Raw genomic sequence first — 17,974 nt, forward strand, 5'->3', positions numbered from 1 at the left:
GCCCTTACATCCCGAGCGCTTCCTTGTACATCTCCAGCACCGCCTCTTCCTCGGCGATATCGTCCTTGTCGCGCTTGCGCAGAGCAACGACCTTGCGCAGAACCTTGGTATCGTAACCGCGCGACTTGGCTTCGGCCATCACCTCTTTCTGCTGCTCGGCAATGTCCTTCTTCTCTGCTTCCAGCCGCTCGAACCGTTCGATGAACTGGCGCAGCTCGTCCGCTGTTACCCGGTATGTCGCGTCTGATGTCATATCATTCATTGCCTGCCTCCACTCGGAATGAGGCCCCTGAGTAGCGCCCGCGTCCGAGCCCTGCAAGATGCAAACTGGCTGCCGAGCCACTTGCAGTCAGCGTCCACATCCAGTAGGCGCAAATCGCATTCACGGTAGCGGCAGAGGACTAAGAGGATGGAAGCACTTGTTTGGCTCGGCACCTTCGTGTCGCTGCTTGGTCTGGTCGGACTTGTCTGGTGTATCGCTACGGTCTGGAAGGCGCGCAAGGCCGGGCTTGACGATGAAGCGCTGCGACAGAAGCTTCAGAAGGTGGTACCGCTCAACACCGGTGCACTGTTTCTGTCCATGACCGGGCTGATGCTGGTGGTCGTGGGGGTTTTGCTCTCGTAACGCTCAGGTTGGCCGACCAAAGAAACCCGTGCCGTTCTTGACCATATCCTCGATCATCGGCTCCGGCCGCCACAACGGCTCCGATAGCGGGGCACATCGCTGCATCTCCCTGATCACCCCCAGAAGCCCTTTCAGATCGGCCTGGAAAAGGGGCCCGCCCTTCGCCCGTTCAAACCCAAAACCGACAACCACCACCAGATCGATATCCGAGGCGCGCTGAACAACCTTCAACCGTAGCAGCCGCGCGGCTTCATTCACCAGGGCAGCCTCAAGCGCCGCGCCAAGTTCTGCCTCTGTCCAGCTTGCTGCCTCGCCTGCGGTCTTTGGCAGATCTGGGTCAGGGTGGGCGCCCGCGTCATCATAGTGATAAAAACCCCGCCCTGCCGCCCGACCGGTTGCTCCGGCAGCGATCCGGCTCTCCAGCACCGCCATTACCGCGGGTGTGACAGCATCGCGACCAGCCAGCCGTTTTGCCACATCGGCCAACCCTTCGCGATCCATCAGATGGAACGGCCCTTTCACGAAACCTAATGCTTCGGCTCCGGCATCGATCCGATAAGGATTGGCCCCGGCCCGCACCAATGTCAGCGCCGCCGCGCAGAATGCAGCAGACATGTTACTGCCAACCATGCCGTCGACATGTTCACAACGGATCACCTGCCGGTCCATCCCGGTGAATAGCTGAGCCAGGGTTACGACGCTATCGGCAGCAGTCCCCGACGGCACGCCTAGTTCTACCAGCTTGGCGCTCGACGCGGGACGGTATACCCGCAACACCATGTGCCGCCCCTCAAGTCCCGGCGGGGCAGTCTGTGGCAGGGCACCTCCATCCGTCACCGACGCCCAGATTGCCAGCGGGTTCAGATTGTGAAGATAGCGCTGCAGATCAATCTGGTGCGTGTCCAACACCAACTGGGTGCGCGCCAGTGCATCCGCGGGCCAGGCGCCGGAAAGCCTTGTCAGCAAAGCATCGCGCGCCTCCGCCACCAGAACCCCGCGCGTTACGGCGCCGTCGTAGATGCCCCGGATCCGTTCCCTGAGCGCATCTGTCTCGGCCACATCTTGCGCCAACAGCATGACATTCAGCCCGGCATTGAGGCAGGCCACCGACAGTTCTGTCACAAGCGCGCCTGTTCCCGGGATCAACACATCGCTCACCACATTGGCGCGCCCGGTTGCCCTTTCCGCCATGATCATCGCACGACGCTCGGCCACACAAATGTGCCGGCGTGCGCGGGCGTCGGGCGTCTTGAGGCGTTCGCCATAAAGGGTGCGCTCCAGTTCGAGACCGCGCGCGTAGGGCAGCAACTGTGCCGCTTCGACGCAATGCACGATATCGGCCTCGGCACTGTTTTTATTGCGCAAATTAGCGGTGATCCCGGCCGCCGACCGCTGATAGGCTAGAGGGTCCGACAGGCCGGCAAAGCGGTCCTGCGCCCGCACCCACTCACCTGACGCGGCTACCTCCTGCGCGACAACCACCGCCGCCTCGCGCGGCGGGCCTAGCACGACCTTGTCGATGATCATGTCGATCCGCGGGTCGGACACGCCAACAAGCTGCCCCGACAACATCAGGTCCAGTGCCACCTGTCCTCCCACCATACGCGGCAACCGCTGCGTCGCACCGCCACTCGGTATAAGGCCCAGGCTGATTTCAGGCAGCCCAACGCGCGTACCCTCAGCGGCAATCCGCAAATGCGCCGCCAGCGCAAGCTCGAACCCTGCACCCGCCACCGTCCCATGCAGCGCGGCGATCACGGGTTTCGGCGAATTTTCGATCTGCAGGCAAAGATCACCGATCTGTGGCGACTGCGCCGGCGCATCATATTCCGTAAGGTCAAGGCCGATTGAAAAATCCGCGCCTGCGCTGCGTAGCACGATCGCCTGCACATCCGCATCGCTCAGAGCGGCCTCAAGCGCCTCTGCCAGTTCGGCCCGCAACGATGGAACAAGGGCATTTGCGACGGGCCTGTCCAGGGTGAGGATCGCGACATTTTCCTGCCGTTCCTGACGCAACTCCGCCATCGCCTGCCCCTCCCCGATATCTCTAATTGATCCCCATAGTACAATTACTACGAAGATTTCAGGGGTACGCAAGCGCCGGGCGGCGCCTGGTCAGACAGGCATATTGTCGAACTGGGCCTCGATCGCCTCGTTCTGCAGCTCTTCGTTCAGCAGTTTTATGTCGCGCTCCACCTTGGTCCCCTGCGCCGCGAACTCATTTATCAGCCGCCCCAGTTGAGGTTGCAGCCGAAACCGGGCACTCGGACTTTCCTGCTTGATCTTGTGTATCAACAGATCAAGCCGCGAATCTAAATTTTTCATGTAAGTATCTCCCAGGCCATTGATACAACTATAACGTGATTTTCCGCGATTTACCAGTCGGACAATCCAGCGAGCTAAGCACCGAACCATTAATACTTTGTAAACGACTACTACATGGGCATTTTGACATATTTGTGTCAATTGGAGCAACGAGGGCGTTGGCAATAAACAGCCTGTCAAGCGGCGCATTGCCATCTGCTTCGTGCCCGCTCCCGTTGTGGCTACATGTACGTCTTCCTGATCAACGACGAGTGTAGCGCAACATCCGGATGTGATCTTACCGTGCTCTTACTCACCCAAGCAGCTTGGCCCAGCGGCTGCCGTGTTACCTTGACACAGATCAACCCGCCTGCTTCACTCTTGGTTCATAAACTGTCCCACAACCCCACCGCAGGAGAAGCGCATGTCACCCGACGTGACGGCATTTTTCGACGAAGCCACCAATACGATTTCCTACGTGGTCCGCGATCCGACCGGCAGCGCCTGCGCCGTAATCGACACCGTACTGGATTTCGACTATGCCTCGGGCCGTACGGATACCCGATCCGCCGATCGGATCATCGATTTCATAAACGCCGAAGGATACGAGGCACAGTGGCTACTTGAAAGTCACGTCCACGCGGATCATCTGTCGGCCGCCCCTTATATCCAGGAAAGACTTGGCGGAAAAATCGGTATTGGCGACCGGATTCGCGTCATTCAGGACACGTTCGGCAAGGTCTTCAATGAAGGCACCGAGTTTCAGCGCGACGGCTCCCAATTCGACCGGCTTTTTGTCGAAGGCGACAGTTTTCATATCGGCCAGATGCGCGGTGACGTGTTGCATACCCCCGGCCACACGCCCGCCTGCCTGACCTATGTGATCGGCGACGCGGCCTTTGTTGGCGATACGCTCTTCATGCCGGATTTCGGTACCGCCCGCTGCGATTTTCCAGGCGGCTCGCCCGAAATGCTGTACAACTCGATCCAGAAAATCCTGTCGTTACCCGACGAAACGCGGATTTTTGTCGGGCATGATTACAAGGCCCCCGGCCGGGATGAATTTGCATGGGAAACAACCGTGGCAGAACAAAAGGCCCGCAATGTGCATGTCGGCGGCAATACCACCTGCGAAGCATTCGTGGAAATGCGCGACAGCCGCGATGCGACGCTGCCCATGCCTAAGTTGATTATCCCGTCGCTTCAGGTGAACATGCGCGCGGGCAAGATGCCCTCTGCCGACGAAAATGGCGATGTATTCCTGAAAGTGCCGATAAACAAACTATGACGGCGTCAACCTAAACCGCGCAACACCTGGCCACCGTGCCCTGTACAACCCGCGCGTCAGATCGTTGCAACATCAGATAGCCCGCGATCAAAGCTGCCTGAACGTCCTGGTATCAGGCATTTTCCCGCTCGTCCCGCACGGATGCCTGAAGGGCGTTGGCAGCCAGCGCCAGCTCCTCAGCACTCAGCTCTCCTGCATCACCTGCGCCAGCTTGATCGGCCTCGGTGTTACCCAGTTCATCTGGCTTCGCGCCTCCGGGCGGCGGGGATGTATCTGTCATTGCGCTACCCGGACCACTCGACACTGGCGCCTCCTCAGCAGGATGGGCCACTCCATCGACTACGTCATCCTGCATCGCTGTATTATGTGTGGATCGGTCCGCTTTAAGCAGGCGCCCCGATGGCCCCGTCTCCGGCAAGGTCTCGGTCGTTGCGGGCGCCAGCAACCGGACGGCGCGCATGCCGTTCACCTGCCCCATCTTGGCTTTGGCCGCAACATGCCCACCGCTGACCACCAGCTGCGTCTTGGACAGAGCGCCGGCATCCAGCGGGATTGTCATACCCGGGCGCAATGCGCAAATTTCATTAAGCGGTAGCCTGAGCCGTGTCAGAACGGCATCCATCACCACCTGCGCCTCGAGCAGGTGCTTTTCCAGACCGCCGCTGTTGTCGGATTTCCTGTCACCGGACCGGGCCGCCATCTGGACAATCTCGCGATGTGGCAGCAACAGCTTCAGAATGCCTGTCTTTGCTCCCTCTTCGATATCAAGCGTCAACCGATAGAGGTCGTATTCCGGCGCCTCCAGCGCCAGCGCCAGCGTTCGGGCATCTTCGATCATGTCGCCGAAGCGATAGTTTTCCTCCACATGATCCGGATCAGCCTCGGTCAGCTGCGTATCGTAGCGGCGCAGAACCGCGTCCATGAACGGCGCCACAATCGCTGCATCGGTGCGCGTAACCGGACGGGAGGGAGAGTCGCCCTGCCGCACGCCGCCGGTTGTCTGCACTTCGATCAACGCGGTCAGAACCTGTGTATCGACCGCCACCGCGCCACGCGCGCCTACAGGGCCGTCCAGCAGCAGCAGCAACCCGTCATCACCCGCTTCCGTCTTCACATCCTGATGTGACAGCTTCACCTGCTCGACGGTTGTGACGGTCACTGCCAGCCCAAACATCTTGTCGGCCACCTTCGCCAACGACAACCGCAATGACTTGGCGGAGGACATAACGCGTGCGTCAAATTCGTCGCGGCCGCCCTTCGCCTTGCGATGTATGATAGATTTTTTTTCGTCGATACCCATGCGTTCCGCCGCTACCCACTATCGGGGCCGTGGGCACGACCCTAATTCAGAGATGGTTACGAAGTTCTTTAAATCGCTGAATTATTGCGCCGCCACACGCTGTTCAAGCGGCAGGCTGACACGAAAGGCGGCGCCCTGTTGCCCCGGCAGATAGGTGACCTGACCGCCCAGCCGCGCCATGATCTCGCGACAGATCGCAAGCCCCAGCCCGGCACCACCGGCCTTGGTGTCACCAATGCGCGAAAATTTCTCAAAGATCACATCTTGCTTATCGACCGGAATACCCGAGCCGTTATCGGTGAAATCGACCAGCAGGGTCTCGCCCGACATCCGGGTTTCGATGGTCAGGACCGGCTGCGCCGCATCGCAGTACTTACGGGCATTGGCGATGAGGTTGATGAAGACCTGCGCCAGCCTGTCGAGGTCGGTGGATAATATGATGTCCTCATCCCCGCGCCGCCGCCGGATCTTCAGCGTCGCCGCCTCCCCGCCCGCTGCGGCGGCAGCCCGATCCAGCAAATCCGCGAGTGTGCCGGATTGCACATTCAGGTTCACCTGCCCGTTCTCAAGTACACTCAGATCCAGCAGATCATCCAGAAGCCGAGTCAGCCGGATCGCTTCGTCATGGATGACAGAGGCATATTTTCCTGCCTCACCGGCTTTCAATCCCTTGGTATCACGTAAAATCTCGGAGAAGGCCCGGATCGAGGTCATCGGCGTGCGCAACTCATGACTGACCTGGCTGAGGAACGCATCTTTCTGCCGCGACAACTGCGTCAGCTTGTCGTTCGCCTCGCGCAATTTACGCGCGGTGCGGGTCAGTTCCGCCGATTTTGCCTCAAGCTTGCTGGAATATTCCATAATCTGCGCGGTCTCATCCGCGACCGCCATCAGGTCCTCGACCGATACGCTCGCGCCCCCCACAATCTGCCCGACCATCGCATGCGCCGCTGCCGCGCCCACGGAGCCTGACAATTCACGCTCCAGCGCCTGCAGGAAGTCGGGGCTCGGCTCGGGTAGATAGCCACCGATCCCCTGCCCCCCGGCGGCCCCGGCAAAGAAGGTCTGCGCCTGCGTCGGGCCCATGATCCGCTGCGCCATGATCAGCAAATCCTCGGTCTGCGCCAACCCGCCGGTCCAGCCGCCACTGGTCGGCGAATGCTCATAGACATTGACGAATTGCGCGCCCTGCAACCGCTCAATCGGTTTGGGAAAACTCAGCAACGAGACCAGCACAAACCCGGCGGTATTCAGCAGCATCGACCACATTACGGCATGCACCAGCGGATCCATTCCCTCGGAGCCGAAAAGCGCCTGCGGTCTGAGCCAGCTCAGTCCCAGCAGACCCTGCTGCATGATCCCTTCCGACAAGATCACCGCTGGGCCAAAACTGGGCAGAAAGAGGCTGTAAAGCCAGACCACGGACCCGATGGCCAGCCCGGTCATCGCGCCCATTCGCGTTGCCCCCCGCCAGAACAGCCCGCCCAGAAGCGCAGGCAGGAACTGCGCAACACCAGCGAAAGATACCAGCCCGATCTTGGCAAGCGCCGTACCGCCACCGGATATAGTGAAGTAGAGGTAGCCCAGAAAAACCACGCCCGCGATCGACAATCGCCGCGCCAGCAGCGCCACCTGCCGCACATCCCCGGATATCACCGCGCTGCCGCCGGTCATGTTCAGCCAGATCGGCATCACTATGTGGTTCGATACCATGGTGCTCAGCGCAATCGCCGCCACGATCACCATCGACGTGGCCGAGGAAAACCCGCCCAGAAACGCCAGAATCGCCAACCCGTCCTGCCCCTGCGACAGCGGCAGGCTGAGCACGAAAAGGTCGGGGTTGGTTCCTTCCAGCAAATCAAGTCCCACCACCGCGATCGGCACCACGAAAAGGCTCATCAGCATCAAATAGGCAGGAAACGCCCAGGCGGCGGTGCGCAGATGGTCCTCATCCTCGTTTTCAACCACCATCACCTGAAACATCCGTGGCAGGCACAGAAACGCCGCCGCCGACAAAGCCGTCACGCCAACCCAGCGGCTGGCCGAGACATCCCATGTGGCGATCTTCGACGCATCAATCCGCGCCAGGGTTTCGCTGACACCGCCCGACAGGCCCCAGACCACAAAGACGCCCACCGCCAGCAGCGCAAACAGCTTGACCACCGCTTCCAGCGCGATGGCCATGACCACGCCGTGATGGCGCTCGTTCGCGTCCAGGTTACGGGTGCCGAAAAGGATGGTGAACAGCGCCAGACCCAGCGCCAGCCAGAACGCCGTCACATCCCGGTTCAACGCCTGCCCGGTCCCCGGCCCGGTTTCGGCAAAGGCGGCGAAAGAAAAGGTAACAGACTGTAATTGCAAGGCAATATAGGGTGTGGTGCCAACCACCGCCAGCACGGTGACAAACACCGCCAGCGTGTTGGACTTGCCATAGCGCGAGCTGATCAGATCGGCGATCGAGGTGATGCGCTGGCTGCGCCCGACGCGCACCATCTTGCGCAGCGCCCACCACCAGCCGATCACCACCAGCGTCGGCCCCAGGTAGATGGTCAGAAATTCCAGCCCCGATCGGGCGGCAAAGCCGACCGCGCCATAGAAGGTCCAGGCGGTGCAATAGATCGACAGCGACAACGTGTAAACCAGCGGGGACCGCAACCAGGTGCCGCGCCCCCGCAGCGCCGCGCGATCCGCAGCAAAGGCCACCGCAAACAGCAGCGCCACATAGCTCAGACAGACCAGAACGAGGATGTTGAGCGTCGCCATCTACGCCCCCCCGGCGGGTCCGTTCGCAGACCCGGCGACAGAGTTTTCTGACGGGGTCGCCCCGTCCGCGGCATCGCCGGGTTCGGGCGTCGCCTTCAGATAGCGCGACAGCAGCGCCGCGCCGATCACCAACGCCAGCCAGAGACCGAAGAAATAGATCATCGCATAGGTGGTCGACATCGGCTGCTCGCGCTCCCCGGTCCAGAGCAGCGGCAGACAGACCAGCGCCACGCCCAGGATCGGCAACAGCCGGGCCGCATCCACCAGTCGGCGCCGCCGATAGGCCCGACGCTCGACGAAAACCGGGCCGGGGCCGGGTTTTGGCGCCGCACTCATGGCACCACCATCTGGCGGACGGTTTCCAGGATCTCGGCATTGGAAAACGGTTTGGTCATGTAATGGCTGGCGCCGGCGCGCTCGGCCATTTCGCGGTCCTTCTTCTGGCCGCGCGCGGTCAGCATCAGCACCGGCGTATCGGCCAGCGCCGCATCGGCCCGGATCTCGGCCAGAATGTCAAAACCGCTTTTGCCCGGCAGCATCACGTCCAGGATGATCACGTCGGGTAATCGCGCCCGCGCCGCCTCAAAGGCATCGAGACCATTTGAATGCGTCCGCACGTCCCAGCCATCGCGTGACAGGATAAACCGGATCGCCTCGATGATGTTCGGCTCGTCCTCGATCAGTAATACCTGCTTACCCATTCAATCGGCCTCCCCTTTCCGATCAATTCTTTACCTGCCCGCGCCCGGGCAACTATCCCCGCAGATGCCGCAACTGTCAAAACCCACCTGTGATGATCGACGGCTCGCGCCGCGCCACGCAATTCGCCAGCGGGCAGATCCGACAGGTAACGCCTACATCCCGGGCACCGCCCTGCGCGGCACCGGCAACCGGCAACATCAGCATATGCGCCCGCATCAGCGCCGGTGTCCCGAACCCCGCCGGGTGCACCTGTTCCGTCACCGCCAGCGCGCGTGCCACCTGCGCGTCACGCCCGACCTGCCGTACCAGCACCTGAACCGGCACCTGCGGCTGCGCCAGCACCTGATAAAGCGGCCACAGGCTACAGGCGCTGCCCACCGGCGGCATGGAAAATTCCGGCAGGGGCTTGCGAAAGATCAACGCCCCTGCACCGTCGCAGATAGCCAATCCTACCGGCCCGATCTCGACCTCTGGCAGCATCGCCAGCCGCCGGAAAAGCGTCGGCATGTCAGCATCAAGCTCGGCCGCCAGCAGATCAGGTTCCAGCCCGACCCGGGCGACCGCCTCCAGCACCGGCTTCAGAGGCAGACACGCGGCATCCGCGCGATATTGTTGCAAAACGCCCCGCGTCAGCTGCCGCGCCGCCTCGGATTCGATGCCTTGTGCCGCATCCAACACCACCTCCACCGCCGCTTCGCTGGCATCACCTTCGAGTGCGGGAAAGTGAAATCCCTTCTCGGCCAGATAGGCATGCAGCTCATCCTGTGGTGATTTTATCTCCGCCTCGGTATCGGGTGCGGCTTCCAGATAACGCACCAGGTTTTCCGCGCCCTCCGCCAGCCGCCTGCTGTCTTCGTTGATGTTACGGTGAAACCGGCCCTGCCATTCCGGTTCAAGCTCCTTGGTCTCGACCAGGATCGAGGCCGTGGACCGGATCGCCGTCACCGTTGAGATCACGTCATGCAGCGACGCCGCCAGATGCGGATCATGCGCCAGCCGGTTTGTCAGCGTGCGCACGCTCTGCTCAAGCGTGGTGTTCTGATTGTGTAGATCGACCAGAAGCTGCGCCCAGCCGGGAAACCGCCCGGCAAACTCTTCGGCCCGGGCGCGCGTGACTGCCCGCCCCGCCCGGGCTTCGTTAAGGCTGGCGATCAGCGCCGCCTGCGCACCTTCCGACAATTGCGATGGCTCCACCTCCAGCGCCTCGGCCAGCTGATTCAGAATTTTGCCTCCGATCCTGCGCCGGTTATGCTCGATCAGGTTCAGGTAAGAGGGCGAAATCCCGACCTGCGCGGCAAGGGCGGATTGCTTGATCCCTTGCCGCACCCGCCTCTCGCGAATTCTGGTGCCGATGATCGAGCTTTCCGCCATCCCGATTTTCCCAACGATTCAGGTCACTTCTCCTGAGTACTATAAACTTTTTTACAAAGGCTGGGTATAAATTGTTCATTTTTTTACAAAAATATTGTTTTAGCAAAAGCATTTGTTGCGAAATTTTCTCTCCTCAGGCGATAATCCGTTTGCACAACTGTGCCATCGGGGGAGGCGCAGAGGAGGCCCTCCCCACGAATTTCTTAACGGGAGGATATCAATGTCCAAATCTAACCTGACACGTCGGGGACTGCTAAAGACCAGCGCCATCGCCGGCGGCGGTCTGATGCTGCCGACCTATCTGCGCGCAGCTGCTCATGCGGGCTTTACCAACGCGCCGCAGGGCGACACGGTCACACTGGGCTTCAACGTGCCGCAAACCGGCCCCTATGCCGATGAAGGCAGCGACGAGCTTCTGGCACAGCAGCTTGCGGTCGAGCATCTCAATGGCGAAGGCGACGGCGGGTGCCTCAACACCTTCACCTCGAAAGCGCTGAAAGGGAACGGCATCCTGGGCAAGAAGGTCACCTTTGTCACCGGCGACACCCAGACCAAGTCCGACGCCGCGCGCGCCTCGGCCAAGTCGATGATCGAAAAAGACGGCGCCATCATGATCAATGGTGGCTCAAGCTCGGGCGTGGCCGTGGCCGTGCAGGGCCTGTGTCAGGAAGCGGGCGTGATTTTCATGGCGGGCCTGACCCATGCCAATGACACGACCGGCAAGGACAAGAAAGCTAATGGTTTCCGCCATTTCTTCAACGCCTACATGTCGGGTGCCGCACTGGCACCGGTGCTGGCCAACGAAATGGGCACGGACCGCCGCGCCTATCACCTGACCGCCGACTACAACTGGGGCTGGACCCAGGAAGAATCGATCGTGGCCTCGACCGAGGCTCTGGGCTGGGAAACCGTCAACACGGTCAAGACCCCGCTGGCATCGACCGACTTTTCGTCCTACATCACCCCGGTTCTGAACTCGGGTGCCGACGTGCTGGTCCTGAACCACTATGGCGGCAACATGGTGAACTCGCTGTCGAACGCGATCCAGTTCGATCTGCTCAACAAGCAGGTGAACGGCAAGGACTTCAAGATCGTCGTGCCGCTCTACTCGGAGCTGATGGCCGCAGGTGCGGGCGAAAACATCAAGGGCGTTCTGGGGTCGATGAACTACAACTGGCAGCTTGAGAACGAAGGTTCCAAGCAGTTCGTCAAATCATTCGGCGAGAAATACGGCAAACCGCCATCAAACTCGGCTCAGACCTGCTACGCGCAAGTGCTGCTCTATGCCGATGCCTGCGAACGTGCCGGAACCTTCAACCCCTGTGGTGTGGTCGAGGCCCTGGAAGGCTTCGAATTCGACGGGCTGGGCAACGGTAAAACGCTCTACCGTGCCGAAGATCACCAGTGCTTCAAGGACGTTCTTGTTGTGCGCGGTGCGCAGAACCCGACATCCGCCTACGACACGCTGGAGATCGTCGAGATCACCCCGGTCGAACAGGTCACCTATGCCCCGAACCACCCGATGTTCGGCGGTGACGAGGCAACGCTCGGCGAATGCAACCCGGGCGCCTAAAGCCCTTGTACCCCGGTCGCCCGCCCAACGGGCGGCCGGGTCTTTACACCCTTATCCGGTACATTAGCCACATTTCTTAACCCACGGGTGGGAACAATGGACGCAATCATCCTTCAGACACTCAACGGTCTCGACAAGGGCTCGGCCTATGCGCTGATCGCCCTCGGACTGACCCTGATCTTCGGCACGCTCGGCGTGGTGAATTTCGCCCACGGGGCGCTCTTCATGATCGGCGCCTTCTGCGCGGTCTTCCTGCAGCGCATTCTGAGCCTCAGCACGATCACGATCGACGAGACCCAGAAAGACTTTCTCGGCAATCCGTTGAAGGTCGAAACCCCTTACGTCCATAACTGGTTCGGACCCGAGACCGGTAGCCTGATCATCGACTGGTCGGTGCCGCTGGCAATCTTCTTTGCGATCCCGGTGATGATCGCCGTCGGCTTCATCATGGAACGCGGGCTGATCAAGCATTTCTATAAACGCCCCCATGCCGACCAGATCCTGGTGACCTTTGGCCTGGCCATCGTGCTGCAGGAAATCATCAAGTATTTCTACGGCGCCAACCCGATCCCGACCCCGGCGCCCGACGCCCTGAAGGGCGCGGCGGATTTCGGAGCCCTGTTCGGCTTTGACCCCAATGTCATCATCTATCCCTACTGGCGGCTGATCTATTTCTGCTTTGCAGCCCTGATCATCGGTGCAGTGTTTGCCTTCCTGCAGTTCACCACCTTCGGCATGGTGGTGCGGGCGGGAATGGCGGATCGCGAAACCGTCGGCCTTCTGGGTATCGACATCGACAAGCGCTTTACCATCATGTTCGGCATCGCCGCGGCGGTCGCAGGGCTTGCAGGCGTGATGTACACACCGATCAACCCGCCCAACTATCACATGGGCATGGACTTTCTTGTACTGAGTTTCGTGGTTGTGGTTGTCGGCGGCATGGGCTCTTTGCCCGGTGCCGTCGCGGCCGGCTTCCTGTTGGGTATTCTCGAAAGTTTCGCCTCCACCACCTGGGCCACCACCACCATCCCAGGCATCAACCAGATCATAATCTACCTTGTTGCCATTATCATCCTGCTGACGCGTCCGCGGGGCCTGATGGGCAAAAAAGGCGTGATGGAGGATTAAGCCATGCTCGGACTGACCAAGAAAGACTTCAACCTGCTGCTCATCGTCGTCGCCCTGGCGTTGCTGGCACCTTTCATCCTCAACCCTTTCCCCAGCAGTTCCGGCATGGCGCAATTCAATGCGGGCTATCCGGACCTGATGCAGAAATTCGTGATCTTCGGCATCTTCGCCATCGGGTTCAACATCCTCTTCGGCCTGACCGGCTATCTCAGCTTCGGCCACGCTGCCTTTCTCGGGGTGGGCTCCTACTCCTGCGTCTGGATGTTCAAGCTGCTGGGCTATAACGTCCTGCCGGGCATTTTACTCAGCGTCCTCACCTCGGGCATCTTCGCGTATCTGATCGGCATCGTCAGCCTGCGCCGCTCGGGGATCTATTTCTCGATCCTGACGCTGGCCTTTGCCCAGATGTCCTTTGCGCTGGCCTATTCGGTCCTGTCGAACCCCAAGTTCAACCTGACCAACGGCGAAACCGGCCTGCAGGTCTATGCCGACGATCCTCAGATTTTCCATTCCGCCAGCGCACCAGACCTACCGCATCTCTTCGGCCTTTCGATGCGCGCAACCGAGAAGCTGCAGATCGGCGGTTGGGAATTTCAGTTCAACGCCGGATATTACCTCTGTGCCATCATCATGATCGTGATGTTTTACCTGTCGATCCGCATCTTCCGCTCGCCTTTCGGGATGATGCTGCGGGCGATCAAATCGAACAACACGCGGATGAACTATACCGGCCTCAACGCCCGTCCCTACACGCTGGCAGCCTTCGTGATCTCGGGCATGTATGCCGGTCTGGCCGGTGGTCTTCTGTCGGCGATGGATCCGCTTGCCGGTGCCGAACGGATGCAGTGGACGGCTTCAGGCGAGGTGGTGCTGATGACCATCCTTGGCGGCGCGGGCACGCTCATTGGCCCGGTGCTGGGTTCTGGCCTGATCAAGTATTTCGAGAACATCTTCTCGAAGATCAACAGCACAGTCCTGCACAACTGGTTTTCCTTCCTGCCCGACGGGCTTGAGGATCTCATGGTCACCCTCATCTACCCCTTCGTGGGCAAGGGCTGGCACCTGACCCTGGGTGTGATGTTCATGCTGATCGTCATCTTCCTGCCCGGCGGCCTTGTCGAAGGCGGACAGCGCATCAAGCGCCTGTTCACCCGCAAGAAGGCCTCGGACACGGCCGAAGACGAAACCGCCAAATCCACCACCCCTGCGGAATAAGGAGACGGACAGATGGGAATTCTTGAAGTCAAGAACGTCAACAAACGCTTCGGCGGTCTGCAGGCCCTGGGGGATGTGAACCTCAGCGTTCAGGAAAACAGCGTCCACGCCATCATCGGCCCCAACGGCGCGGGCAAATCGACCCTGCTCAACGTGCTGATCGGCAAGCTTATCCCCGATACCGGCTCGGTCATGTTCGACGGCCAGTCGGTGCTGGGGCGCAAACCCTACGAGATCTGCCAGATGGGCATTTCCCGCGTGTTCCAGACGCCCGAGATCTTCGGCGAGCTGAGCGTGCTGGAAAATATGATGATCCCGATTTTTGCCAAGCGTGACGGCGCCTTCCGCATGCACGCGATCGAAAATTCATCGAATGAAAAAACGATCATCGAACAGGCCGAGCACATGCTGGAAAGCCTCAACATGGCAGACCAGCGGCACGACAACTCCGCCTCGATGTCGCGCGGCAACAAGCGCCGGCTTGAGATCGGCATGTGCCTCAGTCAAAACCCGCGGCTGTTGTTGCTGGACGAACCCACCGCCGGCATGGCGCGGGCCGACACCAACAACACGATCGACCTGCTGAAGCAGATCAGTGATGAGCGCGACATCACCATCGCCATCATCGAGCATGATATGCATGTGGTGTTCTCGCTTGCGCAACGCATCACCGTTCTGGCCCAGGGCACGCCGCTGGTCGAAGACACGCCTGACAACATCAAAGGCCATCCCAAGGTGCGCGAAGCGTATCTTGGTGAATCGGCATGAGTAAGGGGGACAATAAAATGAACGTCAAACCCGACTTCTCCAAAGGCAAGAATGTTGCCGAAACCGCCCCCGCCTTCCTGTCGGTCTGGGGTATGAAATCCTATTACGGCGAAAGCTATATCGTACAAGACATCAGCTTTAATGTGCACGAAGGCGAAATTCTCGCGCTTCTGGGGCGCAACGGCGCGGGTAAGACCACGACCCTGCGTTCGATTGCGCGGATGGACAGCCCTCAGCTGAACCATGGTGAGATCTGGTTGGACCACCAACCGTTGCACAAGATGGCCTCGCACGAGGCCTCGGTCGCGGGGATCGGCCTGGTGCCCGAAGATCGCCGTATCATCCCCGGCCTCACGGTCGAGGAAAACCTGCAACTCGCCCAGATCGCCCCGCCGATCGGCTGGTCGCTCGACCGACTCTATGAACTCTTCCCCCGCCTGCGCGAACGCCGCAAGCAGGAGGGCGTGACACTCTCGGGCGGCGAACAGCAGATGCTGGCGGTGGCCCGCGCACTTGCCCGCGATATCAAGGTGCTTCTTCTGGACGAACCTTACGAGGGGCTCGCCCCGGTGATCGTCGATGAAATCGAAAAGACCCTGCGCATCATCAAGGAGCAGGGCATCACCACAATCATCGTGGAACAGAACGCCGTGCGTGCGCTGGAACTCGCCGATCGCGCCGTGATTCTCGACACCGGCGGCATCGTTTTTGATGGCACCGCTGCAGAAGTGCTTGAAAACGAGGAACTGCGCGCCGAATATCTGGCGATCTGAGACCAATTGCCATGTGTTGGCCTGTTGATTGCAGCGCGCCGCGCGGGCATACAGTATTCAACTGTATACAATTAAAAAGAGACAGAGATGACCGATAAAACCTATTCTCCCTCCGATGATTTCACCGCCGGCGCGCATATCGACGCTGCGAAATATGATGAGATGTACGCCGCCTCGATCAAAGACCCCGACGCATTCTGGGCTGAACAAGGCAAACGCATCGATTGGATCAAGCCTTATACCAAAGTCAAAAACGTCAGCTACGATTTCGGCAACGTCTCGATCAAATGGTTTGAGGACGGCGAATTGAACATCGCCGCCAACTGCATCGACCGGCATCTTGAAGCCCGCAGCGATCAGACCGCGATCATCTGGGAACCTGACAGCCCGGATGAACCCGCGAAACACATCACCTATAAGGAGCTGCACGAGAACACCTGCAAGATGGCCAATGCCTATAAGGCGCTTGGCGTGGGCAAGGGCGACCGCGTTGTTCTCTATATGCCGATGATCCCCGAGGCGGCTTACGCGATGCTGGCCTGCGCCCGGATCGGCGCCATCCACTCCATCGTCTTCGCCGGGTTCTCGCCCGATGCGCTGGCCGCGCGGGTGAACGGGTCCGAGGCGAAACTGGTGATCACCGCAGACGAGGCCCCACGCGGCGGTCGCAACACCGCGCTCAAGGTCAATGCCGACAAGGCGTTCAAGAACGTCACCCATGACTGCAAGATGCTGGTCGTCCAGCGCACCGGCGGCGATGTGGCAATGGAAGATGGCCGCGATCACTGGCTGCACGAGGTTCAGGCCAATGTCAGCGCCGATTGCCCGCCCGAGCCGATGAATGCTGAAGATCCTCTGTTTATTCTCTACACCTCCGGTTCCACCGGCGCGCCCAAGGGCGTGGTTCACACCACTGGCGGCTATATTGTCTACGCGGCGATGACGCACGAGCTGACTTTTGACTATCACGAGGGCGATATCTACTGGTGCACCGCGGATGTGGGCTGGGTCACCGGCCATTCCTATATCGTCTACGGACCGCTCGCCAATGGCGCGACCACGCTGATGTTCGAAGGTGTTCCCACCTATCCCGACGCCTCCCGCTTCTGGCAGGTCTGCGAAAAGCACAAGGTCAACCAGTTCTACACCGCCCCCACCGCGATACGCGCGCTGATGGGCCAGGGCGATGATTACGTGAACAAATGCGACCTGAGCGACCTAAAGGTTCTGGGCACGGTGGGTGAGCCGATCAACCCCGAAGCCTGGGAGTGGTATCACAACATCGTCGGCGGCGGCACCGTGCCGATCGTGGACACCTGGTGGCAGACTGAAACCGGCGGTCACCTGATGACCCCCTTGCCCGGCGCCCACGCGCTCAAACCCGGCTCGGCGATGAAGCCGTTCTTCGGGATCGAGCCTGTCGTGCTGGAGCCGACCACCGGCGCCGAAATCGACGGCAATGATGTCGAAGGGGTGCTCTGCATCCGCGACAGCTGGCCCGGCCAGATGCGCACCGTCTGGGGCGATCACGAGCGGTTCGAGAAGACCTATTTCTCGGATTACAAAGGCTATTACTTTACCGGTGACGGCTGCAAACGCGATGCCGACGGCGATTACTGGATCACCGGCCGCGTCGATGACGTGATCAACGTCTCGGGCCACCGCATGGGCACGGCGGAGGTGGAATCAGCGCTGGTCGCCCACCCCAAAGTCTCGGAAAGCGCCGTGGTCGGCTACCCGCATGAGATCAAGGGCCAGGGCATCTATTGCTACGTGACGCTGATGGGTGGCGAGGAATATACCGACGAGCTCAAGGTGGAACTGCGCAACTGGGTCCGCCAGGAAATTGGCCCAATCGCGTCCCCGGACCTGATCCAGTGGGCCCCCGGCCTGCCCAAGACCCGCTCGGGCAAGATCATGCGCCGCATCCTGCGCAAGATCGCCGAGAACGACTACGGCGCCCTGGGCGATACCTCGACTCTCGCTGATCCCTCAGTGGTGGACGATCTGATCGAAAACCGGATGAATCGGGGGTGAGGGCGATGGTGACACGTCTGCGGGGTCTTTCCCCGTTTGCGGCTGAAAGCGTCCACTGGACGCTTTCCAAGACGCTGCTCACCGCTCGCCGAAATCCAGGTCGTCGACCACCTCATCAAGAACAAAG

General features: G+C 60.5%; 16 protein-coding genes. 8 read left to right on the forward strand and 8 right to left on the reverse strand.

All coding sequences use genetic code 11. The features are described from left to right. Positions 1-4: 4 nt before the first annotated feature. Positions 5-262: a DUF2312 domain-containing protein gene (locus LC334_RS10755; RefSeq protein WP_085800487.1), complete on the reverse strand. Its 258-nt coding sequence runs from the start codon at positions 260-262 to the stop codon at positions 5-7. A gap of 147 nt (positions 263-409) precedes the next feature. On the opposite strand from LC334_RS10755, the gene LC334_RS10760 reads away from it, so the two are divergent. Then, positions 410-625, forward strand: coding sequence for a hypothetical protein (locus LC334_RS10760; RefSeq protein ID WP_085800486.1), 216 nt, complete (start codon positions 410-412; stop codon positions 623-625). Positions 626-628: 3 nt separating this feature from the next. On the opposite strand, the gene LC334_RS10765 is transcribed toward LC334_RS10760, so the two are convergent. Together LC334_RS10765 and LC334_RS10770 are read right to left on the reverse strand one after the other, a co-directional pair. Continuing rightward, on the reverse strand, positions 629-2,650 hold the full coding sequence (locus LC334_RS10765; RefSeq protein WP_085800485.1) for an enoyl-CoA hydratase/isomerase family protein: 2,022 nt from the start codon (positions 2,648-2,650) through the stop codon (positions 629-631). A 90-nt stretch (positions 2,651-2,740) separates the two neighbouring features. Then, entirely contained in the window at positions 2,741-2,950 is a 210-nt protein-coding gene (locus LC334_RS10770; protein ID WP_085800484.1) for a hypothetical protein, read from the reverse strand. A 403-nt stretch (positions 2,951-3,353) separates the two neighbouring features. On the opposite strand from LC334_RS10770, the gene LC334_RS10775 reads away from it, so the two are divergent. After that, entirely contained in the window at positions 3,354-4,217 is an 864-nt protein-coding gene (locus LC334_RS10775) for an MBL fold metallo-hydrolase (RefSeq protein WP_085800483.1), read from the forward strand. 112 nt (positions 4,218-4,329) lie between these two features. On the opposite strand, the gene LC334_RS10780 is transcribed toward LC334_RS10775, so the two are convergent. From LC334_RS10780 to LC334_RS10800, 5 genes are all read right to left on the reverse strand, one after another. Next, positions 4,330-5,517 (reverse strand): FliM/FliN family flagellar motor switch protein, encoded by a 1,188-nt coding sequence (locus LC334_RS10780; protein ID WP_085800482.1) that lies wholly within the window; start codon positions 5,515-5,517, stop codon positions 4,330-4,332. A gap of 81 nt (positions 5,518-5,598) precedes the next feature. Continuing rightward, positions 5,599-8,280 (reverse strand): sensor histidine kinase, encoded by a 2,682-nt coding sequence (locus LC334_RS10785; protein ID WP_085800481.1) that lies wholly within the window; start codon positions 8,278-8,280, stop codon positions 5,599-5,601. Continuing rightward, a complete protein-coding gene (locus LC334_RS10790; protein ID WP_139836378.1) occupies positions 8,281-8,616 on the reverse strand; it encodes a hypothetical protein in 336 nt (111 codons plus the stop codon). Next, positions 8,613-8,981: a response regulator transcription factor gene (locus LC334_RS10795; RefSeq protein WP_085800480.1), complete on the reverse strand. Its 369-nt coding sequence runs from the start codon at positions 8,979-8,981 to the stop codon at positions 8,613-8,615. The genes LC334_RS10790 and LC334_RS10795 overlap by 4 nt, the downstream gene beginning before the upstream one ends. A 76-nt stretch (positions 8,982-9,057) precedes the next feature. Then, entirely contained in the window at positions 9,058-10,353 is a 1,296-nt protein-coding gene (locus LC334_RS10800; RefSeq protein ID WP_085800479.1) for a helix-turn-helix transcriptional regulator, read from the reverse strand. Between the two features lie 220 nt (positions 10,354-10,573). On the opposite strand from LC334_RS10800, the gene LC334_RS10805 reads away from it, so the two are divergent. The 6 genes from LC334_RS10805 to acs all read left to right on the forward strand — a co-directional run bounded on the left by LC334_RS10805 (position 10,574) and on the right by acs (position 17,847). Then, positions 10,574-11,926, forward strand: coding sequence for a substrate-binding protein (locus LC334_RS10805; RefSeq protein ID WP_085800478.1), 1,353 nt, complete (start codon positions 10,574-10,576; stop codon positions 11,924-11,926). Between the two features lie 96 nt (positions 11,927-12,022). Beyond that, the gene (locus LC334_RS10810) at positions 12,023-13,054 is read left to right on the forward strand and encodes a branched-chain amino acid ABC transporter permease (protein WP_085800477.1); all 1,032 of its coding nucleotides are present in this window, start codon (positions 12,023-12,025) and stop codon (positions 13,052-13,054) included. Between the two features lie 3 nt (positions 13,055-13,057). Then, positions 13,058-14,269 (forward strand): branched-chain amino acid ABC transporter permease, encoded by a 1,212-nt coding sequence (locus LC334_RS10815; protein WP_085800476.1) that lies wholly within the window; start codon positions 13,058-13,060, stop codon positions 14,267-14,269. Between the two features lie 12 nt (positions 14,270-14,281). Next, the gene (locus tag LC334_RS10820) at positions 14,282-15,037 is read left to right on the forward strand and encodes an ABC transporter ATP-binding protein (protein ID WP_085800475.1); all 756 of its coding nucleotides are present in this window, start codon (positions 14,282-14,284) and stop codon (positions 15,035-15,037) included. A 17-nt stretch (positions 15,038-15,054) separates the two neighbouring features. Beyond that, a complete protein-coding gene (locus tag LC334_RS10825; protein WP_085800474.1) occupies positions 15,055-15,810 on the forward strand; it encodes an ABC transporter ATP-binding protein in 756 nt (251 codons plus the stop codon). Between the two features lie 87 nt (positions 15,811-15,897). Then, positions 15,898-17,847 (forward strand): acetate--CoA ligase, encoded by a 1,950-nt coding sequence (gene acs, locus LC334_RS10830; RefSeq protein ID WP_085800473.1) that lies wholly within the window; start codon positions 15,898-15,900, stop codon positions 17,845-17,847. Positions 17,848-17,974 lie beyond the last annotated feature (127 nt).

Source organism: Roseovarius aestuarii, from assembly GCF_019966515.1.
GTDB lineage: Bacteria > Pseudomonadota > Alphaproteobacteria > Rhodobacterales > Rhodobacteraceae > Roseovarius > Roseovarius aestuarii.

What these genes read in the sequence shown, in the direction of transcription:
- LC334_RS10770 (WP_085800484.1), bottom strand. Translation starts at nt 2,950, where the DNA reads ATGAAAAATTTAGATTCGCGGCTTGATCTGTTGATACACAAGATCAAG.
- LC334_RS10825 (WP_085800474.1), top strand. Translation starts at nt 15,055, where the DNA reads ATGAACGTCAAACCCGACTTCTCCAAAGGCAAGAATGTTGCCGAAACC.
- LC334_RS10760 (WP_085800486.1), top strand. Translation starts at nt 410, where the DNA reads ATGGAAGCACTTGTTTGGCTCGGCACCTTCGTGTCGCTGCTTGGTCTG.
- LC334_RS10790 (WP_139836378.1), bottom strand. Translation starts at nt 8,616, where the DNA reads ATGAGTGCGGCGCCAAAACCCGGCCCCGGCCCGGTTTTCGTCGAGCGT.
- LC334_RS10780 (WP_085800482.1), bottom strand. Translation starts at nt 5,517, where the DNA reads ATGGGTATCGACGAAAAAAAATCTATCATACATCGCAAGGCGAAGGGC.
- LC334_RS10800 (WP_085800479.1), bottom strand. Translation starts at nt 10,353, where the DNA reads ATGGCGGAAAGCTCGATCATCGGCACCAGAATTCGCGAGAGGCGGGTG.
- LC334_RS10775 (WP_085800483.1), top strand. Translation starts at nt 3,354, where the DNA reads ATGTCACCCGACGTGACGGCATTTTTCGACGAAGCCACCAATACGATT.
- LC334_RS10765 (WP_085800485.1), bottom strand. Translation starts at nt 2,650, where the DNA reads ATGGCGGAGTTGCGTCAGGAACGGCAGGAAAATGTCGCGATCCTCACC.
- LC334_RS10815 (WP_085800476.1), top strand. Translation starts at nt 13,058, where the DNA reads ATGCTCGGACTGACCAAGAAAGACTTCAACCTGCTGCTCATCGTCGTC.
- LC334_RS10785 (WP_085800481.1), bottom strand. Translation starts at nt 8,280, where the DNA reads ATGGCGACGCTCAACATCCTCGTTCTGGTCTGTCTGAGCTATGTGGCG.
- LC334_RS10755 (WP_085800487.1), bottom strand. Translation starts at nt 262, where the DNA reads ATGAATGATATGACATCAGACGCGACATACCGGGTAACAGCGGACGAG.
- acs (WP_085800473.1), top strand. Translation starts at nt 15,898, where the DNA reads ATGACCGATAAAACCTATTCTCCCTCCGATGATTTCACCGCCGGCGCG.
- LC334_RS10820 (WP_085800475.1), top strand. Translation starts at nt 14,282, where the DNA reads ATGGGAATTCTTGAAGTCAAGAACGTCAACAAACGCTTCGGCGGTCTG.
- LC334_RS10795 (WP_085800480.1), bottom strand. Translation starts at nt 8,981, where the DNA reads ATGGGTAAGCAGGTATTACTGATCGAGGACGAGCCGAACATCATCGAG.
- LC334_RS10805 (WP_085800478.1), top strand. Translation starts at nt 10,574, where the DNA reads ATGTCCAAATCTAACCTGACACGTCGGGGACTGCTAAAGACCAGCGCC.
- LC334_RS10810 (WP_085800477.1), top strand. Translation starts at nt 12,023, where the DNA reads ATGGACGCAATCATCCTTCAGACACTCAACGGTCTCGACAAGGGCTCG.